Origin of the sequence: Anaerocolumna sp. (assembly GCF_032079385.1) — a bacterium.
Taxonomy (GTDB): Bacteria; Bacillota; Clostridia; order Lachnospirales; family Lachnospiraceae; genus Anaerocolumna.
Window position 1 is genome coordinate 201963 of the sequence record NZ_DAMAUC010000003.1, and the last position, 26783, is coordinate 228745.

29 protein-coding genes are annotated in these 26783 nt (G+C 35.0%); 22 read left to right on the forward strand and 7 right to left on the reverse strand.

Going from position 1 to position 26783, the window contains the following annotated elements; translation table 11 throughout:
- Positions 1 to 152: 152 nt before the first annotated feature.
- Positions 153 to 1487, forward strand: a complete 1335-nt coding sequence (locus RT261_RS04165; protein WP_313129717.1) for a uracil-xanthine permease family protein — start codon at positions 153 to 155, stop codon at positions 1485 to 1487.
- 114 nt (positions 1488 to 1601) lie between these two features.
- Here the strand turns inward: RT261_RS04165 and RT261_RS04170 are convergent, their stop codons facing one another.
- Positions 1602 to 2534, reverse strand: a complete 933-nt coding sequence (locus RT261_RS04170; RefSeq protein ID WP_313129720.1) for an AraC family transcriptional regulator — start codon at positions 2532 to 2534, stop codon at positions 1602 to 1604.
- A 244-nt stretch (positions 2535 to 2778) separates the two neighbouring features.
- Here RT261_RS04170 and RT261_RS04175 point away from each other — a divergent pair, with 244 nt between their 5' ends.
- From RT261_RS04175 to RT261_RS04190, 4 genes are read left to right on the forward strand one after another with little or no spacing between them, the layout of a single operon-like run.
- Positions 2779 to 4065, forward strand: coding sequence for a Gfo/Idh/MocA family protein (locus RT261_RS04175; protein WP_313129722.1), 1287 nt, complete (start codon positions 2779 to 2781; stop codon positions 4063 to 4065).
- Between the two features lie 33 nt (positions 4066 to 4098).
- Entirely contained in the window at positions 4099 to 5406 is a 1308-nt protein-coding gene (locus tag RT261_RS04180) for an ABC transporter substrate-binding protein (protein WP_313129725.1), read from the forward strand.
- A gap of 23 nt (positions 5407 to 5429) precedes the next feature.
- Positions 5430 to 6350: a carbohydrate ABC transporter permease gene (locus RT261_RS04185; protein WP_313129728.1), complete on the forward strand. Its 921-nt coding sequence runs from the start codon at positions 5430 to 5432 to the stop codon at positions 6348 to 6350.
- 16 nt (positions 6351 to 6366) lie between these two features.
- Positions 6367 to 7194, forward strand: coding sequence for a carbohydrate ABC transporter permease (locus tag RT261_RS04190; protein WP_313129731.1), 828 nt, complete (start codon positions 6367 to 6369; stop codon positions 7192 to 7194).
- A gap of 93 nt (positions 7195 to 7287) precedes the next feature.
- Here the strand turns inward: RT261_RS04190 and RT261_RS04195 are convergent, their stop codons facing one another.
- Together RT261_RS04195 and RT261_RS04200 are read right to left on the reverse strand one after the other, a co-directional pair.
- Positions 7288 to 7983 carry a transglutaminase-like domain-containing protein gene (locus RT261_RS04195; protein ID WP_313129734.1) on the reverse strand — a complete coding sequence of 232 codons (696 nt, stop codon included), beginning with the start codon at positions 7981 to 7983 and terminating at the stop codon, positions 7288 to 7290.
- Between the two features lie 51 nt (positions 7984 to 8034).
- Entirely contained in the window at positions 8035 to 8787 is a 753-nt protein-coding gene (locus RT261_RS04200) for a helix-turn-helix transcriptional regulator (RefSeq protein WP_313129736.1), read from the reverse strand.
- Positions 8788 to 9428: 641 nt separating this feature from the next.
- Between RT261_RS04200 and RT261_RS04205 the strand changes: the two genes are divergently transcribed.
- The 6 genes from RT261_RS04205 (at position 9429) to RT261_RS04230 (ending at position 14950) form a co-directional block, all read left to right on the forward strand.
- The gene (locus tag RT261_RS04205; protein WP_313129737.1) at positions 9429 to 10583 is read left to right on the forward strand and encodes an ABC transporter substrate-binding protein; all 1155 of its coding nucleotides are present in this window, start codon (positions 9429 to 9431) and stop codon (positions 10581 to 10583) included.
- Between the two features lie 42 nt (positions 10584 to 10625).
- Positions 10626 to 11501, forward strand: a complete 876-nt coding sequence (locus RT261_RS04210; RefSeq protein ID WP_313129739.1) for a branched-chain amino acid ABC transporter permease — start codon at positions 10626 to 10628, stop codon at positions 11499 to 11501.
- 2 nt (positions 11502 to 11503) lie between these two features.
- On the forward strand, positions 11504 to 12520 hold the full coding sequence (locus RT261_RS04215) for a branched-chain amino acid ABC transporter permease (RefSeq protein WP_313129740.1): 1017 nt from the start codon (positions 11504 to 11506) through the stop codon (positions 12518 to 12520).
- Positions 12507 to 13277: an ABC transporter ATP-binding protein gene (locus RT261_RS04220; protein WP_313129742.1), complete on the forward strand. Its 771-nt coding sequence runs from the start codon at positions 12507 to 12509 to the stop codon at positions 13275 to 13277. The genes RT261_RS04215 and RT261_RS04220 overlap by 14 nt, the downstream gene beginning before the upstream one ends.
- Positions 13274 to 14041: an ABC transporter ATP-binding protein gene (locus tag RT261_RS04225; protein ID WP_313129744.1), complete on the forward strand. Its 768-nt coding sequence runs from the start codon at positions 13274 to 13276 to the stop codon at positions 14039 to 14041. Before RT261_RS04220 ends, RT261_RS04225 begins: the two co-directional genes overlap by 4 nt.
- 426 nt (positions 14042 to 14467) lie before the next feature.
- Positions 14468 to 14950, forward strand: coding sequence for an L-2-amino-thiazoline-4-carboxylic acid hydrolase (locus RT261_RS04230; protein ID WP_313129745.1), 483 nt, complete (start codon positions 14468 to 14470; stop codon positions 14948 to 14950).
- Between the two features lie 262 nt (positions 14951 to 15212).
- On the opposite strand, the gene RT261_RS04235 is transcribed toward RT261_RS04230, so the two are convergent.
- On the reverse strand, positions 15213 to 15350 hold the full coding sequence (locus tag RT261_RS04235) for a hypothetical protein (RefSeq protein ID WP_176494606.1): 138 nt from the start codon (positions 15348 to 15350) through the stop codon (positions 15213 to 15215).
- Positions 15351 to 15737: 387 nt separating this feature from the next.
- On the opposite strand from RT261_RS04235, the gene RT261_RS04240 reads away from it, so the two are divergent.
- The 7 genes from RT261_RS04240 to RT261_RS04270 all read left to right on the forward strand — a co-directional run bounded on the left by RT261_RS04240 (position 15738) and on the right by RT261_RS04270 (position 20179).
- Positions 15738 to 16520: a SagB/ThcOx family dehydrogenase gene (locus tag RT261_RS04240; RefSeq protein ID WP_313129747.1), complete on the forward strand. Its 783-nt coding sequence runs from the start codon at positions 15738 to 15740 to the stop codon at positions 16518 to 16520.
- 37 nt (positions 16521 to 16557) lie between these two features.
- Entirely contained in the window at positions 16558 to 16965 is a 408-nt protein-coding gene (locus RT261_RS04245; protein WP_313129750.1) for an iron chaperone, read from the forward strand.
- A gap of 201 nt (positions 16966 to 17166) precedes the next feature.
- Positions 17167 to 17604 (forward strand): MarR family winged helix-turn-helix transcriptional regulator, encoded by a 438-nt coding sequence (locus RT261_RS04250; RefSeq protein WP_313129752.1) that lies wholly within the window; start codon positions 17167 to 17169, stop codon positions 17602 to 17604.
- 37 nt (positions 17605 to 17641) lie between these two features.
- On the forward strand, positions 17642 to 18499 hold the full coding sequence (locus RT261_RS04255) for a DUF6544 family protein (protein ID WP_313129754.1): 858 nt from the start codon (positions 17642 to 17644) through the stop codon (positions 18497 to 18499).
- An 18-nt stretch (positions 18500 to 18517) separates the two neighbouring features.
- The gene (locus RT261_RS04260) at positions 18518 to 18925 is read left to right on the forward strand and encodes an FMN-binding protein (protein ID WP_313129757.1); all 408 of its coding nucleotides are present in this window, start codon (positions 18518 to 18520) and stop codon (positions 18923 to 18925) included.
- A gap of 36 nt (positions 18926 to 18961) precedes the next feature.
- The gene (locus RT261_RS04265) at positions 18962 to 19441 is read left to right on the forward strand and encodes a flavodoxin domain-containing protein (RefSeq protein ID WP_313129759.1); all 480 of its coding nucleotides are present in this window, start codon (positions 18962 to 18964) and stop codon (positions 19439 to 19441) included.
- 165 nt (positions 19442 to 19606) lie between these two features.
- Complete coding sequence (locus tag RT261_RS04270) at positions 19607 to 20179, forward strand: xanthine phosphoribosyltransferase (RefSeq protein WP_313129762.1); 573 nt, start codon at positions 19607 to 19609, stop codon at positions 20177 to 20179.
- 148 nt (positions 20180 to 20327) lie between these two features.
- Here RT261_RS04270 and RT261_RS04275 read toward each other — a convergent pair whose 3' ends face one another.
- Positions 20328 to 20546 (reverse strand): DUF3006 domain-containing protein, encoded by a 219-nt coding sequence (locus RT261_RS04275; protein WP_313129764.1) that lies wholly within the window; start codon positions 20544 to 20546, stop codon positions 20328 to 20330.
- Between the two features lie 31 nt (positions 20547 to 20577).
- A complete protein-coding gene (locus RT261_RS04280; RefSeq protein WP_313129766.1) occupies positions 20578 to 21687 on the reverse strand; it encodes a ComEC/Rec2 family competence protein in 1110 nt (369 codons plus the stop codon).
- 310 nt (positions 21688 to 21997) lie between these two features.
- Between RT261_RS04280 and RT261_RS04285 the strand changes: the two genes are divergently transcribed.
- From RT261_RS04285 to RT261_RS04300, 4 genes are all read left to right on the forward strand, one after another.
- On the forward strand, positions 21998 to 22717 hold the full coding sequence (locus RT261_RS04285) for a LytR/AlgR family response regulator transcription factor (protein WP_313129768.1): 720 nt from the start codon (positions 21998 to 22000) through the stop codon (positions 22715 to 22717).
- A gap of 198 nt (positions 22718 to 22915) precedes the next feature.
- Positions 22916 to 23647, forward strand: a complete 732-nt coding sequence (locus tag RT261_RS04290; protein WP_313129770.1) for a YiiX/YebB-like N1pC/P60 family cysteine hydrolase — start codon at positions 22916 to 22918, stop codon at positions 23645 to 23647.
- Positions 23648 to 23989: 342 nt separating this feature from the next.
- Complete coding sequence (locus RT261_RS04295; RefSeq protein ID WP_313129772.1) at positions 23990 to 24958, forward strand: hypothetical protein; 969 nt, start codon at positions 23990 to 23992, stop codon at positions 24956 to 24958.
- A gap of 17 nt (positions 24959 to 24975) precedes the next feature.
- Entirely contained in the window at positions 24976 to 25683 is a 708-nt protein-coding gene (locus RT261_RS04300; protein WP_313129776.1) for a DNA alkylation repair protein, read from the forward strand.
- Positions 25684 to 25853: 170 nt separating this feature from the next.
- Here RT261_RS04300 and RT261_RS04305 read toward each other — a convergent pair whose 3' ends face one another.
- On the reverse strand, positions 25854 to 26747 hold the full coding sequence (locus RT261_RS04305) for a metallophosphoesterase (protein WP_313129780.1): 894 nt from the start codon (positions 26745 to 26747) through the stop codon (positions 25854 to 25856).
- Positions 26748 to 26783 lie beyond the last annotated feature (36 nt).

The following is a 26783-nucleotide window of genomic DNA, read 5'->3' on the forward strand; positions in this document are numbered from 1 at the left end:
GTGCGTTATTTACTATTAAATAAGGTTTCAGACCATTAGAAAAGTAAAATACTAGAGAAGGGAGGATTTGGCATAAATAATGGTTCAGAACCTTTAATGCAGTTTTCGGCTAGAAAACATGTAAAATATCGAAAAGGAAGGTTATTATTAATATGATAAATAAGAAAGCTGTAAGATCAAACACGGAACTTTTTGAATTAAACGGTAAGCCTAGCTGGGGGTTAGCATTTCCACAGGCCATGCAGCATGTTTTAGCAATGTTGGTTGGTAATATTACACCACCTATATTAATCGCACAACTACTGGGTCTACCGGAAAGTGATAAGATTCTTTTAATGCAGGCTGCAATGTTAATTGGTGGTATTACCACTTTGATTCAGTTATTTCCTGTATTTGGTTTTGGTATGGGGTTACCAAATGTAATGGGTGTAGCCTTTGCCTATATGCCAATATTATCAGCCATTGGTTTAAGTTATGGAATTAAGGCAATTTTTGGAGCTCAATTAGTAGGTGCCTTTGCTTCCATATTTATAGGAATGTTTATCGGTAAATTAAGAAAATTTTTCCCACCGATTGTAAGCGGTACGGTAGTTTTAAGTATTGGTCTGTCCTTATACACCACAGCAGTTAACTATATGGCAGGCGGCAATGCCAATGCGGATGATTTTGGAAAGACTCAATACTGGATTGTGGCTATTGTTGTATTAGCTGTTACTCTTGCATGTAACTTATTTGGCAAAGGATATATTAAAGTATCCGGTATGTTAATAGGTATTGCTGTTGGATACATAATTTCACTTTTCATGGGTAATATGATTAATTTTGATAGTGTAGTAAGTTCATCCTGGATTGCACTTCCACGTTTTATGAAGTGGGGAATTGAATTCCATCCATCAGCTATTATTTCTATGATTTTAATGTATATAGTACAAGCAGTTCAAACAATAGGTGACGTTTCCTCCACTACTATAGGTGCATTTAATCGTGAAGCCACGGATAAAGAACTTGGTGGAGCTATTAAGGGACAAGGTATCTGCGGTATGTTAGGTGCATGTATGGGCGGTCTGCCAACTGACCCTTACAGCCAGAATGTTGGTTTAATTGTTACTACAAAGGTTATAGCAAAAAGAGTATTTACCATTGTTGGCGGTATTATGATTGTAGCCGGCTTATGTCCAAAATTTGGCGCACTTATGACTACTATCCCATATCCGGTACTAGGCGGTGCAACAGTTACCGTATTTGCAGCAATTACCATGTCCGGTATTCAATTAATTTCACAACAGCCTTTAAATTATCGTAATAAGATGATTGTTGGTATTGCACTGGCTCTTGGTGTTGGTATCAGTTCAGTTACAAAATCCTTACAGTTCTTACCTGAGGATGTACAAAATATTATCGGCAAATCTCCTATCGTTCTTGCCTTTGCAATTGCATTTGTATTAAATATTATTGTACCGGAAGATAATACGGAAGAGGAAGATTAGTAATTTTTAAAATTTATAGAAGTTAGATTATATCATTCTAAGTTTTTATGGAGGAATCCCGGATAAGGATTACTTACATAAGACTTAGAATGATTTTTTTATTTTCAGGCAGATTTATTTATGGGTGCTTTGGCAGCCTTTATTTAATGCCTGAGAGATGCCTTTCACAGAAGAGGCATACTTCATGGGAGACATGCCAGTGGCTTTTTTAAATTGCTTTGAAAAATGCTGTAATGAATTATAAGAAAGAAAATGTGCAATTTCAGTTAGATTCATGTTACCGTCTCGTATGATTTCTTTTGAACGCTCAATTTTTAAATTATTAAAATATTCAATAACACCACAATTTTTATTTTTACGGAAAAGAGAATGCAAGGTGGAATGACTAACAGAAAAAGCTTTGCATATATCAGGAATTTTAAGTTGTTCACATATGTGCAGCTCCATGTATTGAATAATTTGTTCGAAGATATCGGATTTAGTGGAACCTTCTTTTAAGGTGCTAAGGGTTAGTATTTCATCCTTCTTTTTTTGGTCAGCAAGATGATTGCGCCGTACTTGTATTAAGAAGAGTTCTAAATACAGTAAAATCAACTGCTGCGAGCCAAAAAGACTTTGTTCGGATAACATCACCTGTTCCACAGATGGTATATGGAGGGGAGTGGTAAATGCCATTCGTGCTTCTGCTATAATTTGTGCAATTAGTAATTTCTCAGATGAAGACAAAGAAGTAACTCTTTCCATAAAAAATTCCATAGCCGGAGAAGAACTTATAAATGAAATTGCCACTAAATTAGGCGCTTTATCACCGATTGATTTAATGGAATGAAATTCATTTGGTTTATGAAAAATAATGTCCCCGGCTTCAAGTTGATATTGTCTATAATCTGCTTGAACCAAAACCGTACCCTTATCTACATATAAAAACTCCCAAAAGTCATGGGATTCTCCTTTAAACTCAAAATTTTTCATATATTCAAAATAATGAACCGTTATAATTTCATGGATTTCAATTTCTCTTTTTAACGTTGTACTAACGTATGCCATTCAATCAACTCCTTTAACTGATGCATAATATTTTATATTTTAGCAAAAATATTTATATATTACAAATCTAATATATAGATGTTTTGGATAAAATGACAAAAATATTGGATAATTGTAAAAGCAGATTTTAGTAAAAACGTTTATAATATGGACTATAGTTATAAAATATTCAGGCAAGGTGTTAGCGTTAGGTACGTATAATGCCTTTTTTTGAAACAGCATGGTAATTATAGGAGGAATTGGAATGAGCAAGAAAGTTAAAGTAGCTTTAGCGGGTCTTGGAAGCAGAGGAAAGGATACCTATGCACCAACTGCTAAATTATTTCCGGAAAAAATGGAAATAGTAGCTATTGCAGATATTGATTCTGCAAAAGTGAAAGATGTTGCAAAAGAATATAACGTACCGGAATCCGCATGTTTTTCCAGCGCAGAGGAATTAATTGCACAGGATAAACTAGCAGATGTAATGTTTATTACTACTCAGGATCAGCAACACGTAGGTCAGGCAATTCCTGCACTTCGTAAAGGTTATGACCTGTTATTGGAAAAACCAATTTCACCTGACCTTGATGAGTGTAGAGAAATTGTTAAAGTAGCAAAAGAATGCGGCAGAAAAGTAGTTGTATGCCATGTTTTAAGATATACACCTTTTTATACAAAATTAAAAGAAGTATTGGACAGTGGCGTTATAGGCGATGTGGTATCCATTATGGCAATTGAGAATGTGGGATACTGGCATCAGGCACATAGCTTTGTTCGGGGGAACTGGAGAAATTCCAATACTACAAGTCCAATGATTTTACAAAAGTGCTGCCATGATTTCGACTTGTTATTATGGCTGTCAGGTAAAACCTGTAAATCTGTTTCTTCTTATGGTAATACTTATTTATTTAAAAAAGAAATGGCGCCGGAGGGAGCAACTACCCGTTGTCTTGACGGATGCAAGGCAAAAGAACATTGCCCATTTGATGCAGAAAAGATTTATATTACAAATAAAAAGACTGGTGTTGCACATGGAAAAACAGATTGGCCACTTGATGTTGTAGCTCTTCATCCAACAGTTGAGAGTATAACAGAAGCTATTGAGAAAGGGCCTTATGGAAGATGTGTTTACATGTGTGATAACAACGTAGTAGATCATCAGATAGTTAATATGGACATGACAGACGGCTCTACCATATCTTTAACCATGACAGCCTTTACTGCAACCGGCTCCCGCTATCAAAAAATTATGGGGACTAAGGGAGAAGTTGTAGCGGATATGTCTGAAAAGACAATTAAGGTAACACCTTTTGGTAAAGAAACAGAAGTGATTGATGTTTCCAAATTAGCAACTGATTTTTCCGGTCATGCAGGAGGGGACAACCGCATGGTGGAAGAATTTATTGATATGATTGCAGAAGAAAAAGAGCCTACGAATAAGATTACATCTGTAGAACGCTCCGTAGAAAGTCATTATTGCGCTATGGCGGCTGAAAAATCAAGACTGGCAGATGGTGCAGTTATTGATTTGGATACCCTTAGAAAATAGTGAAATAAATTTAAGAGAGAGAAGGAGATTGTTATGAAAAAGAATTTGAAATGCTTAGTAACATTGGGTCTTGTAGCTATTATGGGTGCAACATTACTTACCGGTTGCGGTAAAAATCAAGGTAATAAGGATGGAAACACCACAACAGGCGGAAAAACAAAAGTAACCTTTGGTATATGGGATGAAAACCAACGCCCTACTATGGAAAACTTAGCAACTGCTTACGAAGCTAAGAATAACAATGTAGATGTTGAGATTCAATTAACACCATACAAAGGCGGAGAATACTGGACTAAGTTAGAAGCTTCCGCAACAGGTGGTACTGCGCCTGATGTATTCTGGTTAAATACTTTACATGCAGAAAGTTATAAAGACGGCGGAATTCTTTTAGACTTAACAGATTATTTAGCAAAATCCGATTTAAATCTGGAAGAAAACTATCCGGCTGCTTTAATCAGTATGTATAAATTTGATGATAAAATGTATGCAATTCCGAAAGACTTTGATACCAATGCTTTATGGTATAACAAAGCAATCTTTGATAAAGCAGGGGTGGACTATCCAACAGATGACTGGACCTGGGATGATTTCGTAGCAGCAGCACAAAAGTTAAAGGATGCAGGACTTGATGCAGGGGTTTATCCGGTAGCTGCTCCACTTGATTTCCAAACAGATTATTATCCAACTGTTTATGCAAATGGCGGATGGATTCTAAATGCTGATAAAACAGAAACAGGATACGAAGATCCCAAAACACAAGAAGGTATTCAGGTATGGATTGACTTAATAAAAGCCGGATTATCTCCTGATCTTGCAACTATGACGGATACTTCAGCAGATGCTATGTTCGAAGCTGGTAAATTAGGTATGATTCTTGCTGGTTCCTACATGACACCTCAATATATGTCCAATGATGGAATCAATAAAATAGTCAATTTAGTGGAATTCCCGAAATTCAATGGTGTAGAGCCTAATATTATTAACGGACTTGGATATGCTGTATATTCCGGAAGCAAGAATAAAGATGCTGCGGTAGACTTTGCGTTATGGTTAGGAAGTGCAGAAGCCATGAAGATCCAGGGTGAAGGCGGAGCGGTTATTTCAGCGAGAAATGATGGGCAACAATATTTTGCAGCAACAAACCCGGATTTAAATCTTGCAGCATATACCAATCATTCCGATGTGGCTTATCCATTACCCGTGTGTAAATCTTCAGCTGAACTTTATGATTTAGAAGCAAATTATTTAAAATGGGCTTACAGTGGTGAAAAAACTTTAGCGGAGGCAAGCAAAGAATTAAAGGCAGAAGCAGATGCGGTCCTTAGCAAGATGAATAAATAGGTAGGTGATAAACCATGAGTGACATGGCAAAAACAAGTGTCAAACCAATGAGAAGAAAAACCACCACACGTGAGAAAAAAGAATGGGCCGCAGCCTATATATTTATTGCACCGTTGGTAATCGGTATATTTGTATTTTACATTTATCCCTTTATTCAGAATTTTTGGTTTAGCTTTAATGATGTAAATCGATTTAATATAAGTACTTTTACAGGTTTAGAGAATTATAAAAATTTAATAAAAGATAAAGAATTATACAGAACTTTAGGAAATACCATAAAATATGTTATTATTACCGTTCCCGTTGGAATTTGTTTGTCTATTCTGATAGCCACACTATTAAATGCAAAAATCAGAGGAACCTCCATATATAGAACCATTTATTTTCTTCCCTCTGTAACCATGTCCGTAGCTATAGCATTAGTGTGGAAATGGATGTATAACGGTGAATTCGGTATATTAAACAATATTTTAAATGTATTTGGAATAGAGGGCCAGAACTGGCTCTCTAATCCCAAGACAGCTTTGTACATGGTTATGATTGTTGGTATCTGGATGTCGGTTGGTTATAATATGATTATTTTATTAGCTGGTATGCAGGGAATATCAAAATCTTATTATGAAGCTGCGGCTATTGATGGTGCCGGTCCTGTGAAACAGTTCTTTAAAATTACAATACCAATGCTGACTCCAACGATTTTCTTTGTTATGATTACGTCCATAATAGGCGGTTTCCAGGTATTTGACACTATTTATATGATGATTGGTAAAACCAGTTTAGCTTATGAAAGCACACAGACATTGGTTATGATGTTCTATCGATATGCCTTTGATTACGGTCAGAAGGGATATGCGGCAGCTATCTCTATTGTTATATTTGCTATCATTATGCTTATAACAATCTTTCAGTTTGTGATGCAGAAGAAGTGGGTAAATTACGATTAGGAAAGGAGGAAAGAGTATGCGAAATCGTCAAAGTATTCAACATTTTTTTGTTCATTTAGCTTTAATTATTGGCACCAGTATTACGATACTCCCATTCCTTTGGATGGTATTCACTTCTTTCAAAACAGTAGGTGAAGCAATGGCCATACCGCCAACAATCCTACCTAAGGCATTTAATCTGGATTCCTATAAGAATATATTAAATTCTCTGCCTTTTGGAAGGGTTTATCTAAATACGATTATTTCAACAGTAGTAACGGTAATCGGACAGATAACAATTTGTACTATGGCAGGTTATGCATTTGCCAGACTTGAGTTTCCTGGAAAAAACATAATATTTATTATAATTTTGTCCGTATTAATGGTACCTGGACAGATATTCCTGGTACCTCAATATATGATTATATTAAAAATGGGATTGTTAGACACCATTCCTGCTCTGTTCCTTCCAAACTTATTCAGTGCTTTTGGTACTTTTATGATGAGACAGTTTTTTACCTCAATTCCAAAAGAATTAGAAGAAGCAGCGATGTTAGATGGATGCAACCGGTTCCAGACCTTTGGAAGAATCATGGTTCCATTAGTAAAATCAGGTATTGTTGCATTAGTTATTTTTACTGCTAAGTTTGCATGGAATGACTTTATGTGGCCGCTGATTGTTAATACATCACCTAAGATGATGACCTTAGGTCCTTCCCTTTCCACCTTACAAGGACAGTATACCACCAATTATCCGGCTCAGATGGCAGGTGCAGTTATGGCTGTTGTGCCAATGGTTTTATTATTCTTTATCTTCCAGAAACAATTCGTGGAAGGTGTTGCACATACTGGTGTTAAGGGGTAATTATTTATTATTTATAGAAATTATAGGACGCTGTGCCTCGACATCCTTATTTTGGGCGTTGAGGCATAGCTGGTTATTGAAGGTTGTTCATAATCAATTACGAATTTTTTCTACATTGCGATTCATCAGTTTGCGTCCGATATAACGATACATCCATTTTTTCAGGGGTGACAACCTCTGCTGGTGTTTCTTAAAGAATTCATCAGGGGAATGGAATAGGCCGAAATCGTGATTGATACCTTCTTTTTGAATATAAGTATCATTGGCATTCCAATCCACTTGTGGATTTTGAAAGTTATCAGTGGCGGCACCATATCCACAAAAATTAGTTTTGCAATCAGAAAATTTTTCTTGAAGCTTCTTCAAATATTCCCTGTCCAGAATGAAACCCTCTATGTTATACCAATGCTCCTTATATTGAATTTCAACCCAGCTATGAATAATGCTCTTAGGAGCAAGCTTATAAATCAGACCTGTCATTGCACCTTTTTGCAATTTCTTATTAATGGTAAAACCATGAATCCGGCAAGGTATTCCAACTGCTCTGAGAAGCGCCATAAACAGCGTTCCCTTTGTATTGCATTGTCCATAACCGTCATTTAAAACTTCAGAGGCGGGAATGGTATCATCTATGTTATATCCAAAAGAAATTTCATCTCTTACAAAGTTATAGATTTTTTGGATTTTCTGAAAATCCTCCTCCTTTGCCCATTGTCTTTCCTTTATTAATCTCTGTATGGAGCTGTGAGAAAAATTCAACATCTCTGTTTCTTGTAAGTATTTATTCATTGTGTAATCATCCCTTTCGTTCTGTTTGATTACACTTTATCAGAATAATTATTAGAAAACTTTCAAAAACTCGCTATCTCTTATAATATTGGTTGCGGACATCCCGGTCATCATTTTGTTCGTATATGCAAGATGTGATGGACTGTCAAAACCAGCATTAAGAGCGGCTGTGGTTATGTTTTCACCATTAAAAATTGACTGGTATGCTATCTGTAGTTTATGCAAAACAACATAACTTTTTAAAGGAATACCCGTTTCTTCTTTAAACAAATGTGCCAGACGACTTTCAGAAAGATGTGTTTTATCAGAAAAATGCTTTATCTGATGAGATTCATCTTCATGTATGCAGTTACCCAGGAGGTTTAATACTTCAATAACCCGATCATCAAAATTATTCATATTACTATAGTCAAATTGAGCAATTATACTCTCAACAAAGGGAAGATAAGCATTGTGACTTTTTTGTGCAAGGGCATCTTGAAAAGTCTGCTGCATAATCATGGTTTTTTCCCGGGGAAAAATAAAAAAGGGCTGACCTTTTAATAGCCCTCTCAGTACACGTCCAAGGTCTGTGGTAGGATCAACCAGTATAGTAAAATGGGGGTCTCCCTCAGTACTAAATAAATGGGGTGTGTCCACGTTCACAAGAATAGCACTGCAAGGGATCAGTTTTCCATTCACTTCAATATTTAATTCTTTCCGGCTGCTGAGAAACATTTGCAGCAGCCAATGTTTATGACAATCTGCTTCTATATTATCTGAGATTGCCATAAAGTTTTTACCGTATTTAAAAATATAGTTCATTTCATCACCTATGTGGTTTAAATTTAGCTTTACTATACCATCAATTACTGTAAAAGTGAATTAGTATCTTGAAAGCCGTTGCAGGAATGCGACGGTTTTTCATTTTGTCTAAAACAATATATCCTATATCTGGGGGTGACATATACCTTTATATAGGTGCTTCAGGAATAATCTATTCGTTCCTTTTTTATTTCTTTAAATTATTCTTGACAATCCCTATATGAATAGGTATAATTCATAAAGAATAAATTTATAACGTATAATTCATATATTAATAGTATGAATTGGACTTGAAAGGAGATTTCTCATGAACAGACTGATTAAACGATGTTGCTGCCAGTAATAATATTTCCATCGCCTGTATCACATAAAAGCAAAAGAATATATAGGAGTGAATGTATTTTATTTTGCAGTTTGTGTGACATAAAGAACAAAAAGTAATGGAATAAAAAGTTATAGAAATAGTAAGAAAAGAAATCAGAAATGTAGAAATTATCCATGACAGCTCAATACGAATCGATCATTAAAAACCGTACTCATAAATCTTTGCAAAACCATAAGCTTAAGATTTTACAAGTACTTTTTAAAGGTTTTATAATCATGATAAGTATAAGAACAAATAATGAAAGGCAGCGTGTTTTATGAAAAAAATAGTAAGTTTAACATTAGTAATGGTTTTAGCAATATCTTTATTAAGTGGATGTGCTCCTTCCAAAAGTGCAAGTACCTCCGAAAATGGACCTCTTAAAGTAGCGGTTGCATTTCCTATGACAGGAGATAATGCGGAATATGGAAAGAGCTTTTTACTTGCAGCCCAGCTTAAAGTAGATGAATGGAATGAAAAAGGCGGAGTGTTGGGACGCAAAATAGAAATTGCAACTTTTGATGATAAGAATTCTGGAGAAGAAGCTGCGACTATCGCACAAAAGATTGTAAGTGACCCAAGTATTATCGGTGTATTAGGGCATTTTGCTTCCGGTGTCAGTATGGCAGCAGCCCCTACTTATGATGAAAATAAATATATTGAGATATCCAATACGGCATCTCATCCGGATTATTCCTCCATTGGTGATTACATCTTCCGTAATAATTCGGTTATTAATAGTGAATTTGAAGTAATCGAAGATGTGCTTATCAACGATCTGAAAGTATCAAAGGTTGGTATTGTAGCAATTAAGACAGACTGGGGAACCACTGCCGGACAGATTGCGGAGGATATGATAAGTAACAATTCTTCCTTAGAGTTAGTGGGACGTGAAGATGTATTAGAAGGTTCCGATGATTATAGTTTAGCAATTACAAAATTAAAAGATGCAGGAGCAGAAGCAGTAATCAGCGTAGGAATGTATTCCTTGCTCGCTCCTTTGGCAAAACAATATAAAGAAGTTGATCCAGACATTAAGATTCTTGGTTTATCCAACGCTTATGCTCAACAATTAATTGAACTTGGCGGAGAAGCAGTGGAAGGTGTTATATTTCCAGTAAGCTTCTATGCAGATGCCGAAGATTCTTCAGTTAGAAAATTCGTTGAGGCTTATACCAAGGAATTTGGAAGTGAACCCTCTGCATTAGCAGCTCAGGCATATGATTCCGTGGGAATGTTACTAGAAGCGGTGGAACAAAACGGTTCTGTAGAAAGAGAATCTTTAAGGGATACATTAAACGCTATCACATACCCAGGAGTTACGGGAGAAACCAAGTTTGATGAGATTGGTGATGCTGCCAAGGTATATACAAAGTTAATTGTACAGGATGGTAAATTCGTAAGATATGAAAGTAAAACAGCAACTAAATAGTACTCTATTAAATGGTGCTAAAGCACCGGAATCGAGGTTAATATGATACTACAGCAAACGTTAAATGGCCTGGCACTTGGCATGGCGTATGCATTGGTTGCCGTAGGTTATTCATTGGTATTTGGTATTTTGAGATTGGTAAATTTCTCTCATGGGTCTGTATATGCCTTTGGTGCTCATATGGTTATATTTTTAGCAGGTTTTCATTTTGGCTTAGTTCCTGCCATTGTAATGGGAGTTATTTTAACGGGCCTGCTGGGAATCTTAATAGACAAAATGGCACTTAGTCCTTTAAGAAAGAAGAAATCCCCCGGGATTTCTTCTCTTATTACCACAATCGGTATATCCTATATCATTCAAAATATGCTTATGATGTTTTTTGGAAGCGAAAAGAAACCTTTTCCCCCTTTATTTAAAAATAATATAATTACTATTGCAGGTGCCAAAATGAATACCATGCAGCTTATGATGTTCCTTGTATCCATTTTGTTACTTGTAGTTTTATCTGTTCTTGTAAAGTATACCAAAATCGGTCTTGCCATGAGGTCGGTGGAACAAAGCCAGGTGGTATCCAGTTTAATGGGCATCAATACTAATCTGGTTATTGCATTCACATTTTTCTTAGGTGGCGCTTCTGCTGCTATTGCCAGTGTTTTAATCAGCGGCTACTATCAGATTGTTTATCCAACTATGGGATTTATGATTGGTCTTAAGGCATTTGCGGCTGCCGTTCTTGGCGGAATCGGTCTTTTCCATGGCTCTATTGCAGGGGGATTGGTTATTGGAGTTGCGGAAGCCCTTGCTGCTACTATATTTGGTTCTGCATACCGTGATTCCGTTGCCTTTATCATACTGATTCTGGTATTGCTTGTTCGCCCTGCCGGATTGTTTGGTAAGAAAGGAATAGAAAAGGTGTAGATATGGAGCAGAAGTCTAATCAATGGCAAGAAAAGTTATATAACAAAAGATATATATTTGAAATCGGGGCTGTTCTACTATTATTGGCAGTACCAGCCTTAGGATTTTCCCAATATGTGATTCGAATTCTTATAATGATTGGTATTTACACCATGTTAGCTTTGGGTTTTAATATACTTACCGGATTAACCGGATTGGTATCTCTGGGACATGCAGGTTTCTTTGCAATCGGTGCTTATGCAACCGCTATTCTTATGATTAAGATGCAGATGAATTTCTTCCTGGCGGTATTCATTGCCATGATAATAACCGGGATATGCGGTTTATTACTGGGATTACCCACTTTAAGACTTACAGGAACTTATTTGTCCATTGTAACATTGGGGTTTGCTGAGATTGTAAAAATGATAATTATGAACTGGGATTCCATGACTAATGGTACTTTAGGTATAAGAAATATTCCAAAACCTACGATGTTTGGAGAAAAATTAACGTTAGCCAACAATGGAATGTATTATTTGATGCTGTTGTTACTTTTCTTAGTAACCTTTACATGTATAACCATTCATAGTTCTAAAATAGGAAGGGCATTAAAGGCCATTAAGGCAAATGAATTGGCATCTTCCATGATGGGAATTTACACAGCCAGATATAAAGTTTTAGCTTTCGTTATATCCGCGGTTATTACAGGGCTTGCAGGAGGGTTCTATGCTGCTTTAGTTTCCTACATCGATCACAATTCCTTTACATTTGATACTTCTATATTGATTCTAAGTATTGTTATACTTGGAGGAATGGGAACTATTCGGGGAATGTTCTTAGGAGCTGCTATCTTAATTTCATTTCCGGAGGTGGCCAGACCTCTTATGGAGTGGAGATTTGTAGTATATGGTTTGATTCTGATTCTGATGATGCGTTTCAGACCCCAAGGCTTACTGGGATGGCGTTCCACTGCCAAGTATAGAATTCCGAAAGATAAGGAAGGAAAGAAAAGAGGTGGTAAACATGGCATATCTTGAAGCAAGAAACATAACCATACAATTTGGAGGTCTTACTGCGGTGGATCATCTGGATTTTAAAGTAGAAAAAGGTCAGGTAGTAAGTATTATCGGCCCAAATGGTGCAGGCAAAACGACGATATTTAATCTTCTGACCGGAATCTATAAACCCAGTGCAGGTGAGATTTATTTTGAGGGTAAAAGAATGGATGGTTTACCATCCCAGAAGATTGTAGCCGCAGGATTAGCAAGAACTTTTCAGAATATACGTCTTTTCCCGGATATGCGTGTTATTGAGAATGTCTTAGTAGGAACCCATATAGGAACCAGATATAACTTTTTTGACCGGCTGTTCTATACCGGAAGATACCGCAGGGAAGAGGCAGAAAAAATACGTTATGCAGCAGAACTTTTAGAAGAAGTGGGCTTGAAATACCGTATAGATGATTATGCGGATAATCTTCCTTACGGAGAACAACGGAAGCTTGAAATTGCAAGAGCCATAGCTACCGGTACAAAACTTCTTCTGCTGGATGAACCGGCTGCAGGTATGAATCCACAAGAATCCGAGGAATTAAGACAGTTCATTCTTCAACTGAAGAACCAAGGCTATACCATTCTTTTAATTGAACATGATATGAATGTAGTCATGAACTTATCGGATTATATCTACGTTGTGGACTATGGCAAGAAGATTGCAGAGGGGCTTCCTCAGGAGATACAGAATAACCGGCAGGTTGCAGTTGCTTATCTTGGAGAAAGCGAGGAAGAACAATGAGTTTGTTAAAAGTGGAAGATTTGTATACCAGCTATGGGAAAATAAATGCCTTAAAAGGTGCAAATCTGGAAGTGAAGGAAGGAGAAATCATAAGTCTCATTGGTTCCAACGGAGCAGGGAAAAGTACTCTTCTTTCTTCCATAACGGGAATTGTTCCCGCTTCTAAAGGTAAGATTTATTTTGAAGGAAAAGACATTACCCATAAGAAGGCAAATGAAATCGTTAGGATGGGAATCAGCCTTTCTTTAGAAGGCAGAGGAATCCTGCCAAGGCTTACTGTGGAAGAAAACCTTCGTGTTGGTGCATTTACCAGGAAAGACAAGGAAGAAATAAAAGCAACCATGGAGGAAATGTATCAAATGTTTCCAAGGCTGGAACAAAGGAAAAAGCAGTTAGCCGGAACCATGTCCGGTGGAGAACAGCAAATGCTTGCGATTGCAAGAGCACTTATGAGTAAGCCAAAACTTTTGCTATTAGATGAGCCTTCCTTAGGTCTTGCCCCCAATCTGGTAAAACAAATATTTCAGATGATAACCGACATTAATGATAAAGGCATAAGCATATTGCTAATTGAACAAAATGCCAACATGGCACTTAAAATATCCAACCGGGCTTATGTACTGGAAAATGGTGTGGTTAAATTATCAGGTGCTTCTGCAACTCTATTAAATAATAAAGATGTGAAAAAAGCATATTTAGGTGAACTGCTAAAGGATCAAACGGATGAAAGTATATTGAAATCCTTAGATGATTCGAAATTATAATTAAAAAGATAAAAGTATTGATTTTCCAATATAAAAAGCTGGGTTAAATATTGGAATGAAACCAGATTCAACAATCAAAGTAAAAACAAATGAAAAAGCTAAGTAAAATAGTTAAAACAAAATCAAGGTAAAAGCTAAAATAAAAAGCTAAAACCAAGAACTAAAGCCAAAAGCTAAAGCCAAAAACCCAAAAGCAAAACCCAAAAGCTAAAGCCAAAACTAAAACCAAAAGCTAAAACCAAAACTAAACCCAAAAGCAAAACTAAAAGCCGAAGCCAGAAGTCAAAACCAAAAGCCAAAACCAAAGCTAAAAGCAAAAGCCTAAAGTCAAAGCTAAAAGCTAAACCCAAAGTAAATCATAATAAAAAAGAAACCGTAGAAATAGTTAAATCAGAACGATATTTATATAAATAAAAGGAGAATTCCATGATAAATAATAAGAAAACTGAGCAAGGAAGCCATATAGAAGAATTACGTTCCGGAATTGAACACCGAGCTACATGGTTTGCATTACTTATAGAGGAAGCCAGAAAAAGAGGATTAGATTTATCCTTTGCAAGAGATGCCATATACCGCTGCGGTGCTTTCCATGGTGAAAATAAATTGCCAAGAACAGAAGATATTAAGGAATTTACAGAAGCCTTTCTTCCAGAGAATACAAGAAAAGTATTTGAAATGGAAACGGATGTAACTGAGGAAGAATTAAAGGTTACTTTCCATTACTGTCCATTAGTTGAAGCATGGCAAAAACTTGGTTTACCAGAAGAAGATATTGCGGAGTTCTGCGATATAGCAATGGATGGAGACAGAGGAATTGTAAGTACACATGAAACTTTCGAATACCGTCTTGGTGATACCATTGCTAAAGGATGTCCAACATGTGAATTATTCATAACAAAGAAAAAATAACATACAGCTCCCATTGCATGCCACGTCTGCTTGCAGATGTGGCACTGCCTCGAATCAAGGCGTATGCATTCAATAATTGAAACTAAGAGCCTGTTGCAAAATGAGTATAGGGGATAAAAAACACCGGAATTATCATTTTCATTCCCATATTCTCATTCTATTTTGCAACAGCTCTGTTTTGTTAAGGTCGGAAGATTTATAGGTAAATACCACTGGAATAAATGGTAAGAATGTTAAGCCGTACGGTCATTCTTATAAAATATTATTTTTTATTATTCCTGCTTTTTTCGTGTTTGCCCTCGTGGACACCAATTACCTGCCCATTTATCATTCCAACATCCGCATTATCTTTCGGCTTCATTTTTCTCAACTCAGAATTGCTTTTTTCTCTATCACGCATTCTATTTTTATTATTATCCATATTGTAATCCTTTCTATCCATTCGTTAAGTTTCAGTCAGGGTTATGAATATATTCAAGAGCTGGGTATATGCAAGAAATTGGATATATTCAAGTATTGGGTATATTTTAGTATTTGCAAAAGAAATGAAATTATTTTTCCAATATTTATTAGAAAGAATGATTAGGTGTCAGATGGAAAGACTGATTAGGTGTCAGATTCGTTGATATTTTATTAAGGAGTGATATAATAAGAGAAAGAAAAGGTTTACCATTTTAATAATACAAAATTATGTGGTAATAAGAGATTAACTATGAGGTGTGGAGTTAGATTTATCAAATGATATATGAAATAACTTCACAAGGTAAAAATAATTGGAGGTATCATAATGGCAGACGAAAATACTAAAATAAAAATAATGGAATTAAGAGAAATAATGAAAGCCCCCACAGAGGATATATTAAGTGATCAAGTAAAAGACTTGCCTCAACCGCCTCTGGAAAAAAGTTTTAAAGGAAAGAAAATTATTCCCCTTACAAAAAACTTTGAAGATGTAATTAAGAATAATGATTTCCTAAGTTTAATTAATGCCAGAACCAGTAAACGAAAATATAATGAAGAAGCCTTGACTCAATATGAGTTATCATTTCTGCTATGGTCAACACAGGGAATAAAGAGTATAGTAGGAAAGGAGCGAAAAGCTACTTTTCGTACGGTACCTTCAGCAGGAGCAAGACATCCTTTTGAAACCTATTTATTTATAAACAAGGTGATTGGATTACAACCAGGATTATATCATTATATGGCAACAGAACATCAACTTGAATATTTAGGATCCATAGAGAACCAGGCAGAACAGGTTAGTGAAGCTTTTGGAGGACAGAACTTCTTTGCTAATGCACCAGTTGGCTTTGTATGGTCAGTAATCCCTTACCGAACGGAATGGCGTTATAGCAACCATGCTCAAAAATATGCTTTGGTAGATGTAGGACATGTATGCGAAAATCTTTATCTGTCCTGTGAAGCAATCCAATGTGGAGCATGCGCAATCGGTGCATACAATCAGCCTTTAGCAGATAAACTTTTAGGTTTTGACACTTCACCATCAGCAGATAAAGAAGCGGAATTTGTTGTTTATGCGGCAGCAGTGGGGAAGGTAGATGGTAATTAAATTTAATTTTATGTGAGGAAATATGGGGGAATAGATAATGGAAAAAGCAAGCAAGTCAGTTGATACAAAAGAAAGTAAAAAGGGATATCAGACGATAGATGAATATATATTACTATTTCCACCAAATGTACAAGAAATATTAATTAACATCAAAAACCTGATTCGAGAAGAAGCGCCGGATGCCACAGAAAAAATAAGCTATCAGATGCCAACATTTGTTTTATATAGTAACCTGGTACATTTTGCAGCTTATACAAATCATATTGGACTTTATCCGACACCTTCCGGAATGGAAACTTTTCAAAAAGAACTATCCATATATAAGAGTGGAAAAGGCTCTGTGCAATTTCCATTAGACAAACCAATACCTTATGATTTAATAAGGGAAATAGTAAAGTTCAGAGTAAAAGAAAATATAGAGAAACACAGTAACAAGAAAAAATAACAAATGAAGCGGCTGTTGTAAATAATAAAATGTCATTCTGAATACATATTCAGCTTAGCTAAATATGTTCTCGGAATGATATTTTTACAATAGTCCAGCTTAAATATTTATCATAAAATTTCTTGACATTTTGTATAATACGTAATATATTACTTAATATAGGTAATATATTAAGTATTATGATTTTAAGGAGCTGCAAGAATGAATACTCAGGATAAACAAAAACATATATTTGGCGGTCTTTTTCTGCTTGCCAATAAGTTACAGGTTAAAGGAGATGCTTTCCTGGCAGAGGATGAAATGACAACAAAGCAATGGTTTTTAATCGTTATGATCTCACAATTTAAAGATACTCCTCCTATGCTGTCTGAGGTAGCAAATCTAATGGGTTCTACCAGGCAGAATGTAAAACAGCTTGCTTTAAAGCTTGAAGAAAAAGGTTTCTTAGTAATGGAGAAGGATCAAAATGATAGTAGGATCTTACGGTTGAAGCTAACGGAAAAAAACGAAGAATTTTGGGATAAACGACAAGGAAAAGACAACACCTTTGTAGAAAACCTGTTTCAGAATTTTACACCAGAAGAGATTAATGTGATGTATCGTGGAATAGAGAAATTATTAGATGAAGTAAAAGAATAATGTTCAGAATTTAATACTTATAGAAGGGAGGCTTGATATGACTGTCTATATTACATTAATTTTAGTTGTTATTGTAATAGTTATTTATTATTTATCTAATACATTAAAAAGAAAGTATAATGCTGAAGTTAGAGATGGTTTAAATCGAGTGAAGAACCTGGGAGAGTCTGTACTTACGGAGAAAGACATTACTCATTTGCCGGAACCGGTACAAAAATATCTTAAATACGCAGGTGTATTAGGCAGGGAAAAAGTAAATAATTTTAAAGTTTCTATAAATGGTACCATGAAAACCGATAAGAACAGGGATTGGTTTCAAGTCAAAATACATCAGCATAGTTTTTTAGATAAAGTCACCCGTCTATTTTATTTAAATCTTAATATGTCAGGGATTCCGGTTCTCGGATTGCATTTTTATAAAAATGGAATTGCCACAATGAAAATTAAAATATTAGGTTTCATTACTGCTGTAAAAGGAATGGGTGAGAAAATGAACCGTGCTGAAACTGTAACCGTGTTCAATGATATGTGCATTATGGCCCCGGCTTCTCTTATTGATACCAGAATTCAATGGGAAACGATTGACTTGTATACAGTAAAAGCAACTTTTCGTAATGAAGGAAATTGCATAACAGCAGCTTTATATTTTAATGACATAGGACAATTAATTAATTTTGTTTCAGATGACAGATATTACTCTCCTACAGGTAAAACCTTTGAAAGTGTTAGATGGTCTACTCCTGTTAGTTCTTATAAAAATATTAACGGTTTTAATCTGGCTGCCTATGGTGAAGCAATATGGAACTTTCCAGATGAAGATCTTTGCTATGCAAAATTTAATATACTGGATATCAAATATAATTGTAAAAATGACTATAATTGTAAAAATGATTAGATGGGGATGGAATAAAATATGAAATCATTAAAAAGAACAAATAATAGAAAAAGATACCTGCTGTTTTTAATACCGATAGCAATAATTATATTGATAGCAGCATTATCTGTAAAATTCAATGAAATTATTAAACAGGCAAATAGTATAGCAATTAATCCGGTTGATTTTACTAATATACAAGACGGAACATATCAGGGAGAATACTACATTCAAGATTTTATTGGTGCAAAGGTGAAGGTTACTATAGAAAATGGTGAAATTATAAATATAACATTACTAGATCATAAATATGGCTTAGGTAAAAAAGCAGAAGAAATTATAGATATAGTGAAGGAAAAACAAACACTGGAAGTTGATACTATTTCAGGTGCGACTTACAGTAGCACCATGATTATAAAAGCTATTGAAAATGCATTAAGAAAATAATATAAATGGTGTTACAACACCGGAATTGAGGATAACATGAAAACAGCATTTTTTTATGCCACAAAATATGGTTGTGTTGTTCAATGTGGAAAGGCAATTGAAGAAAAACTGAATGGAGTTATGGACTTTTATAATTTAAAATCTAACATGCAAATAGACCTTACCCAGTATGACAAAATAATCATTGGCGGCTCTATCTACGTGGGAAGAATACAGAAAGAAGTGACTCAATTTGCTCTGGATAATTTAAACAACCTAAAAGATAAAAAACTAGGCTTATTTATCTGCTGTTTATCGGAAGGAGAAGAAGCAGAAACAGAATTAAGAAATGCATATCCGGAAGTATTACTGGAGCAAGCAGCAGTAAAAGAATATTTTGGGGGACAGGCGATACTTAATAAAATGAAATTTTTTGACCGTTTCATTATAAAGAAGGTAGCTAAAACAGAGAAAGATATTTACAAACTATCAAAAGAAAAAATAGAGAAGTTTGTAAAAGATTTAAATAATATATAGAAAATCAAGAATTATAATCTCTCTCCAGTCTTTTATTATAGTAGTTTTTAATTATGTAAGAAATTATATATTGATTAAACGGCTTTGTTTTAGTAGAATGAAAATAATACATTTAAGGATAAGTGATACATTACAATTGAGCTGGTAAAGAATGGGAGAGGAAAAATGAAGTTATTAGAAGAACGCATTATAAAGGATGGAGTACTAAAAGAAGGTGGAGTTCTTAAAGTAGACAGTTTTTTAAATCATCAAATGGACATTGAATTGATAAATGAAATTGGTAAAGAATTTGCAAGGCTTTTTAAACATAAAAATATTACTAAAATACTTACTATAGAAGCCTCTGGTATAGGTATTGCTTGTATTACAGCGCAATACTTCGGTGTACCCGTAGTTTTTGCTAAGAAAGCACAATCTAAAAATTTGGATGGAGAAATTTATACAACGGAAGTACATTCTTTTACACATAACAAAGATTATACCATTCGTGTGTCTAAAAAATTTATAACTTCAGATGATAGAGTTTTAGTTATTGACGACTTTTTAGCAAATGGAAAAGCCTTAATCGGGCTTATGGAGATATTAAAGCAGGCAGGAGCTACCCTGGAAGGATGCGGTATCTGTATAGAAAAAGGTTTCCAGGATGGGGGAGATTATATAAGAGGAATGGGCATTGATCTTCAATCTCTGGCAATCGTTGACTTAAATGAAAAAGGTGAACTTATCTTTAGACAATAAAAACAAGTTTTATATCATAATATAAATGAAATTCCGAAAGATTGGGCACTTTCGGAATTTTATTTATGTTTATTTATCTATACTGGATTTCTACTTGAAATAATCAGAAAAGAGTACTGCCCAGACTTTAAGAGTTTAGTCTCGTAGTTTATTCAAATAAACGGTTCATTTTTTCTCTGATTCGATGTTCTCTTTCCAATCGTTCATACCTATCAAGAGAAAAAGTGCCATCTTCTTTTTCTACTATACAATCCCCTTCCTTACTATGTTCCGGCAGGCTGGATTTGGGAATATGGACGAAAGATTTATCTTCTGCTTCACATATGGCATAGTCATCTTCAAAACGGTCAATAATGTATTTCTTCATAAGTTCTTCCCTCTTTTCTATGGTAATAGGCTTATTTTGCTGGCGGCTTGCAGGTTCCGCATGGTTCTAATCCCTTGGCAAGAGCTTCATCTAAGGTAACCTCTATGTCAACCTTTAGAAAACGGCATCCTGCAACATGATATTTACGCCCGGTATTGGTAATATGGACAATAGTGCTGCCGGAATTCTTACTCTTGTCTTTTGCTGATTTGGCACTGTTATTTTTTGTTGCCCTTGATAAATCTGACTGAGTAATGGAATATGGCTCCTTATTAACAGTAATATGTTCTCCATCGGAAGTAAATATAATCGTATTTTGTAAATCCGTTCGAAAAACTTCTATGTTTCTATCTTTTAATTTCTGCAAGGTTTCCACATGGGGGTGTCCATATGAATTATCAACTCCTGCACTAATGACTGCATAATCTGGCTGAACTTCATCTAAGAAATCCTCCTGACTGCTTGTGGAAGAACCATGATGGCCAAGTTTTAACACATCTGCGGATAAATCGATACCATTATGAAGCATCTCTGTTTCGGATAATTTCTCTGCATCCCCTGTTAACAAAAAGGAATTTTCACCGTTAACGAATTTAATTCCTACACTATAATCATTTAACCCATCATAATCAGAACCGTTGGGCGCCACGATGGTAAAGGAAGTCGTGCCCAGAGAATATGTAGTACCGGCAATGGCTTTTGTTATCTTTAAGTCTTTTTCTGAAATTGCATCCAAAACGTCTTCAAAGGTTTTGGTAGTATGTACAACATCAGGCATAATCACCTTTCCAATGTCAAAAGAATAAATTACGGTATCCAATCCTCCAATATGGTCACTGTGAGGATGGGTTCCTATTACATAATCTAATTTCTTAATTCCCAGCTCTTTTAAGTAATTTACTACTGTAGTACCTTGGTTATTCTCGCCTGCATCTATTAACATATAGTGTTCATCTGTTTCAATTAAAATAGCATCCCCTTGCCCAACATCAATAAAATGAACTTTACTGAGAGAAGATGCATTAGTCGGAACATTATTTATGGTTTCCTTTGACACTTCTTTTGTTATAAATGTTATGGATAAAATCAGAAGGAATATGCTGCATACCCAACCCAAGAATTTGAAACTTTTATTTAACATGCTGAAACCTCCTATACATGAATTATAGCATAGAAGCTTTGAGATAGAAGTAGGTTTGAAATATTTTTAGTTTGAAATAAGTGGTAAATAATCACGATAGACAAATTAAGTAAGAAACGTTTGTAATTTATGTAAGAATATAGTAAAATATCAGTATAACGTTAAAAAATGTAAATATAGATTGCCGTAAGCAGCGGTGGAATGGAGAGGATTTACGAAAGCAGTAAGTTTTGCATAGAAAAATTAATTCACACATTAAAACCATAAATAATTATAACACTTAGATATTCCTATGGAGGGGTGATAGGTAATGTTTCGAATAGCAATATGTGATGAGGATCAGATTTGTTGCGCTAATATTGAGAATATTATCTTAAGTTACAGTAAAAGAATAAATGAAAAAATGGAAATTGAAGTGTTTTATTCAGGGGGAGAATTACTGAAATTTATCCTGAAGGAGTATTGTTTTGACTTGATATTTATAGAATTGAGTTTAAAACATATCAATGGAATAACAGTTGGAAAAATAATTCGTGATTTGTTGGATTATCAAAAGGTCCAAATTGTGTATATGTCCAAAACGGATAAATATTTGATGGAATTATTTAATATAAGACCTATGCATTTTATTGAAAAGCCTATAGAATCCTACAAAATAATTAATGATATACGTTTAGCTATGAAATTAACGGATAAACTGGGCGCAGACTTTAGTTATAAAAAAGGGTATGATATCCATAAGTTACCTTTAAAGAATATCCTCTATTTTGAAAGTGTAGACCGTGAAATCAGAATGGTAACCATAAATGGAGAAGAACTTTTTTACGGAAAATTGGAAACTATATATAACCAGGTAGCAAAATATCAGTTTGTGCAGATACATAAATCTTATATTATTAATTATGCCCATGCAAGCAGACTAAATTATAATGAAGTTATTATGTCTAATTCTGATTGTCTGCCAATTAGTCAGTCAAGAAGAAAAATAATAAGAGAGTTATATATGGAATATGAAACGGGAGTTTTTTAGTTTACTGCAAAAGAGTATATGAATTTCTGCAAGAGTCCGCACAAATAGTAAATTTATGCTAATATGCAATTACCGAAAGGTAAAACTGTAAAGGGGGTAATTGCTATGAGAGCATAGAAAACTGTAAAAGGTAATAAAGTTGATGCACAAAGTAGCTATGTTTCAAAAGGCGTTAGTTCGCCAGAATCGGAGGTCAATATGAAAAAGTTTAAAAGATTATTATCCGTAATAGTTATCGCAGCTATGTTTGCTTCAATGAACACAATCGTTTCCGCAGAGCAAAATGCATTAGATGAACTTGAAAACTTACCTTATTCTGATTCTATTGTTTACACTCCAGGCGGTGAAGTGAATGGTGCGTATTATGAAAATCTTCAGCAGAAATTAATTAACGAGTTTGCTTATAAGAATCAAAATACTATAACAAGATCCCTCCTCCAAAGAGAAATGCAGTTAAGTGCAACACACAATACCATTCCGGGAGATGTATATGTATCCTTTACCGGAACTACCTCAGGAATTGACTTTGCATTGGTTGGACATGCCTCTTTGGTAGAAACTGCCGGCGGAGTATGGTGTATTTCCTCCTGGCCTGAGAAAGATGGCCATGTAAATGGAGTTCAGTATGAATATAATTATTGGCCGGGACGTAATAAAATATATGGATTAAGAGTAACAGAGGGTACCTCCACCTCCAGAGCAGCAGCTGTAAAGGCAGCGAGAGATTATGTGAATACAAGTCCAAGAATTCCTTATAACTGGAATTTCCTTAACAAATTCACAACAAGCAGCTTCTATTGCTCACAGCTTGTATGGAGATGCTGGAAGACCGCCGGTATTGATATTGACAGATTCCCTTACGATACGGTTGTATCACCGGCAGAACTAACAGGATCGAATATGACGGTATTATTTTATGTAAATGAATAAATTTATCATAGCAGGGCCTGTTGAATGGAATAAATTATTTGTGTTATTTTATAGTACGGCAGGCCCTGCTGTACTTAGATATAATATAGTTAAGGTTATTAATATTTTTATTACAAAGATATAAATAGGGAGAAACAATTTTGTCAATGAATCCAATAGCATGATCTTAAGACATTTTCATAGTCTTAGATGCGGAAAGAGGTAATGATGAAAAAGCTAATCATAATAATCCTCATTATTTGTAGTATTATCTTAATTTCCTGTGAAAGAAAGGTAAAGTTTACAGCAAAAAATATTTCCTTAAACGATTCTAAATACTTACTTTCCTTTAGTGGAAGTGATATGAATCAATTTAATAATTCCATATCTGTTTTATATGAAGATGGCAGCGTAAAAGAAATACCTGTAAATACCTCCATGGTATTGGAAAATGCTGTTGAAAATCAGGGGGAATATTATTTTTATTCCAGACAAAAGAATATCCATTATCGTATGAAAGATGGCCGGTTAGAACAATTCTCAATTATGAAGGATGTGTATTCCGACGGATATTATGGAGTACTGTACGCATATCCAACGGAAAAAGGCTGTATACAAATCTTAAATATAGGTGTACAAGACGGGGTCTATGTTACTGACATAGTAAGAACCGGCAAGGATATGGAGGAATTAATATATAAGTTAGAAAATAAGTTAGCCTGTTCTGTAGTTGCAGAGGGTGATTTGCTTCATATAGCATATATAGATTTAAAAACTGAGAAACCGGATCAAAATTCTATAGGCAGCAGCGGAATTATGACACTGGATTTGGAGAGCAGGAGAATATTATCAGATACTTTATTACCAAAGCAATACAGAGCAGAGCCTGACAGGCCGGTGGTTGGATTTGGAGACGCCGTTATTGTCTATTCCCAGGAACTTACGGAAGAGGGAATACCTACGGGTAAATCTTACATAGCAGCTTATAGAGAAGGCAGTCAGATTAAAGAAATAGTGGCAGAGGAGTTTAATATCCTTGCATCCTATGTCCATGCAAACAAATTGTATTTGATTGGCGATGGTGGTATGATTAAAATATATGATTCTGATTATAAGAACATTGCCGATGCTGATCTTAATATAGAGGGAGTTATAAGAAAAATCTATTTTAAAGAGAATTATGTATTTATTGCAGTATATGGTAATGACTCTAAAATGTATATTCATAAATATGAACTGGATTCAGGTATCCAGGAAGAAAAGTTTGAAGTGCCCTACCCATCGGTTATTGATTGGGAAATAGAAAATTTCACTTTTATACCGAATCTATGACAATGTGAGGAAAGAAATTGAACAAGATAAGAGAACAATTATTTCATTTGGCAGATGAAAAGTACAGACAATTTCAAAGTGGTTTATGTCCCAATACAGATGGGATTATAGGTGTCAGGCTGCCTATCTTAAGAAAACTTGCCAAAGAGATAGCAAAAGGAGATTGGAGAGAATATCTCAATTATGCAAATAACCAATATAGGAATGCAAATAGCCAATACTTTGAAGAAGTTATGTTAACGGGCATGGTAATTGGTTATGTTAAAGCAGATAAGGAAGAAATATTAAAGTATGTTGCGGATTTTGTTCCCCAAATTGATAATTGGGCTGTCTGTGATAGCTTTTGTACCGGATTAAAATTTACCAAAGTAAACAAAAGCAGAGTTTGGGAATTTATACAACCTCATCTGTTTTCAAAAGAAGAATTTCAAATACGATTTGGTGTTGTGATGCTTCTTAACTATTATATAGAAGCTGATTACATTGACAGGGTATTAGATATATTAAACAGAATCAAATACGAAGGTTATTATGTTAAGATGGCTGTAGCATGGGCCATATCTATGTGTTTTGTAAAGTATGAAATAGAAACAATGAGCTTTTTAGAGAAGAATGAATTGGAGGATTTTACTTATAACAAAGCAATTCAGAAAATCATAGAATCTTTGCAGGTGGATCAAGAGACAAAAGCAATATTAAAGAAAATGAAACGTAAGAAAGCTTAAAACAGATTATTATCTGATACCTCCTTCCATAGATATCCCTCAGAAGGGGCTGCTGCAAAATAGTAAACTGCCATCTTTCAGTACAAATTCCGCTGAGTTGTAAGGAGAGAGCGAGTTAGAATGACAGTTTATTGTTTGCGGCAGTCTCTTTTCTGTGTATAATATCCTATTTATGCCGGAAGATATTTTTCAATAGGAACAGGGCCTCTTACTACGGTTCTGATTACATGAAGCGCCCCATCCTTGTCCGCACGGATTCTCCAGTCCACCATCATAATTTTACCGTTTGCTATTTCTATACCATTAATACCTCTTGTATGAATACAGCAGCCGGTATTAAAGTAAGGAAGTTCTTTTCTTTTGGGAAATTTTGGTCTGTGGGTGTGGCCGCAAATTAGCATCATTTTATGCCGTCTGATCCATTTCTTATAGTTTTTCTCAATTTTATGACGTTTAAAATGATTCCTGGCAGGGCTGGAGGGGTTATGAAATCCTACTACATGCATGAACCGCCAGAAATATCGTAAGGTAAGCATAGAAACAAACCACAATTGATCATTCATTAAGTCACCCTGATGGCCATGAACAATCAATATCTCCTGACCGGATTCTTTGTTCTTTAAAAGGAGGGCTTCCTGAGGATTCAGTCCATTAAATAATTCATGCATATCCTGAGTATATTCGTCATAAAATTGGAAGAAGTTTTTCTTTACATATGTTTTGCTTTTTAAATAGATATTGTGATTGCCATAAATCATAGTCAATCGATTAGCATCAAAGTATTTTTTTATGACTGTAAATATATCGCTATGGGCTAAGCGGATATATCTGAATTCCTTATATTCCCAAAGTTCATCTCCGTCACCTACTTCAACATAGGTGTAACCTTTATTATAATAGTAATCCAAGGCATGTAATAATACATTCTGATTTCTTGCAAATTCATCGGATACACTGTCGTCGCCCCGATGAATATCACTAAAGAATATATATTTAGAATCTTTGTCAAAGTATTCGACTCTTGCTTTCTTGTAAGCATCGGTTAATCTTTTATCCGTAAACATAGTGAACACCCCATTTATTTTCGTTTAAAATATTAC